The sequence below is a fragment of the Angustibacter aerolatus genome (genome assembly GCF_054776675.1).
In genome coordinates this window covers 1-2,090 of sequence record NZ_BAAHBM010000175.1, presented here as the reverse complement: position 1 = coordinate 2,090, position 2,090 = coordinate 1, and the positions used below count along the sequence as shown (strand labels likewise).

Annotated in this window: 2 pseudogenes; both read right to left on the bottom strand. The window is 78.2% G+C overall.

Annotation, left to right across the window (positions count from 1 at the left end):
• Positions 1-1,738 (bottom strand): annotated as a pseudogene (locus tag ACYVI6_RS18570) (hypothetical protein); the annotation flags it as partial.
• A pseudogene (locus ACYVI6_RS18565) lies at positions 1,738-2,090 on the bottom strand (hypothetical protein); the annotation flags it as partial. The pseudogenes ACYVI6_RS18570 and ACYVI6_RS18565, both read right to left, overlap by 1 nt.

The following is a 2,090-nucleotide window of genomic DNA, read 5'->3' as shown; positions in this document are numbered from 1 at the left end:
TCGGGTCGGCGGGCGCGGCGGCCAGCCCGGCGAGCAGCCCGCGGGCGAACCGGCGGCCGGCGCCCTCCAGCCGCCGCGGGTCGTCGCCGGTGGGCAGGGTGGGGCTGCCTTCGACCGCGATCACCCTGTCTCGCAACGGGTCTGGCGTCGCCAGGGCGGCCTGCAGCAGGCTGGGCGCGCGGTCGACGACGCCGTTCGCGACGGCGACCGTGAGGGCGGCGGAGAAGCGCTCGTGCCGCCACCGGTTCAGCGCCGCGACGACGCTCGGCTGCGACAGCGCCAGCAGCCGGCCGATCTCGTAGGCCGCCGCGTACGTCAGGTCCTCGCGGCCGTCCGGGGTGACCCGGCGCAGCTGGTCGCTGTGGTGCGCCAGCGGGTACCGGCCGTCCTCGCGGGCCATCGTGCGGGCGACCGGGTCCGGCACGAGCGGGCCGCGGAACCAGGCGGTGGCGTCCTCGCCGCGCCGCGTGCGGTGCGCGGTCTCGACGTGCCCGGTGGGCGCCACCAGCGGCAGCGGACGGCTCGACGGCGGCTCGGTGGCGAGGGTGGTGGCCCGGGTGCCGGGGGGCAGCGGGTCGCCGTCCGGGTCCTCGGGCGGGGCGTCCGGGTCGACGACGTGGCCGAGCAGCCGCGAGCTGACCGTCGTCGCGAGGGTCTGGAAGTCGCCGGCGTCGGTGCAGGTGAACGACCAGCTGGTCAGCACCGGGAACCGCACCGTGGGCTCCACCAGGTGCCACGGCACCCGCACGCCGGCCCCGACCGCGATGGCGTCGCGTCCCTGCAGCGCGCGGTGCTGCAGGCCCTCGACGACGGCGGCCCGCTGCGCCGGACGAGCCGCCCAGCCCGCGCCGGTGGAGGCCGCCGGCCGGGCCGCCTCGAACGCCTCGAACGCGTCGACGCCGGCCAGGGCCGTCGCGGCCTCCGCCACCAGACCGTGGTCCACCGGCTCGATCGGCTCGATCGGCACCGCGCGGACGGCGGTGCGGGTGCCCATCCGCGTCGCGTCCACGCTGCCGGTGCCCTGCAGCAGCGACGTCGCCAGCTCGAGGTCGACGACCGCGCCGCGCCGGAGGTACTCCTCCGCCACCGGCGGGTCCACCGGCAGCGCGTCGGCGATCGCGCCCTCGACGTTCACCAGGCAGGCGGTGTAGCGGGTGCCCGGCTGCGGGAGCCGGTTGCAGAGCACGACGGCCAGCCAGCCGTCGTCGTCGCCCATCGCGAGCTCGGTGTCGCGCAGGTCGACCTCGCGGACGTGGCACAGCATCGCGAGGTCCTCCTTGGCCGGGAACACCGCGGCGACCACGCTCTCCGGCACCTCGAGGCAGCTGCCCTTCGGCACGTCGACGGCGCCGGTGAGCGGCACGGTGCTGCACTGCCCGACCGGCACGTCGTGCAGCAGGCTCCCCTCGCCGTCCGCGACCAGCACCAGGGCCAGCCACGGCACCGGCGTGCCCCCGGTGAACTGAGAGCGCTCCCACGGGATCGTGCGCCGGCGCAGCACCACCTGCGGCAGCCGGGTGCCGAACGCGCCCTCGGACGTCGCCGGCGGGTAGGTCGAGAGCACCTGGTCCGGCGGCAGCGCGTACCGCGGCGCCCGGACGTCGACCGCGGCCTGCAGCGGCTCGACCGGCCCGGGCAGGCCGCTGACCTCGCCGGTGACCGTCCAGGGGCCGGCCGCGAGCGGCGGCTGCGCGAACGGGTAGAGCCGGAACGTGCCCGGCGCGGGCAGAGGGGGCATCAGGGCGCCTTCCAGGAGAGCGTCGAGGCACCCGGCCCCGGCACGGTCGGTGGGTCGACGAGCCGCCCGACGCCGACGCCGGCCAGCGCGGCCGCGAGCCAGCCGGCGGCGGCCGACGGGCCCTGCTCGCCCAGCGCCTTCAGCGTCTCGGGGGTGCCGGCTGCCGCGACGACGCCCACGACGTCGCGGGGCACGCCGCTCGGGTCGGCGGCGACCGTCACGGTCACCGGGCCGTCGCCGTCCGCGCGCACCGGCAGCACGAGCACGCTCGCCCCGTCGGCGTCGGTGGTGACGACCCCGGCACCGTCCTGCCGGCCACCGGTGAGCCCGACGGCGAGGCCGTCGGCGCCCA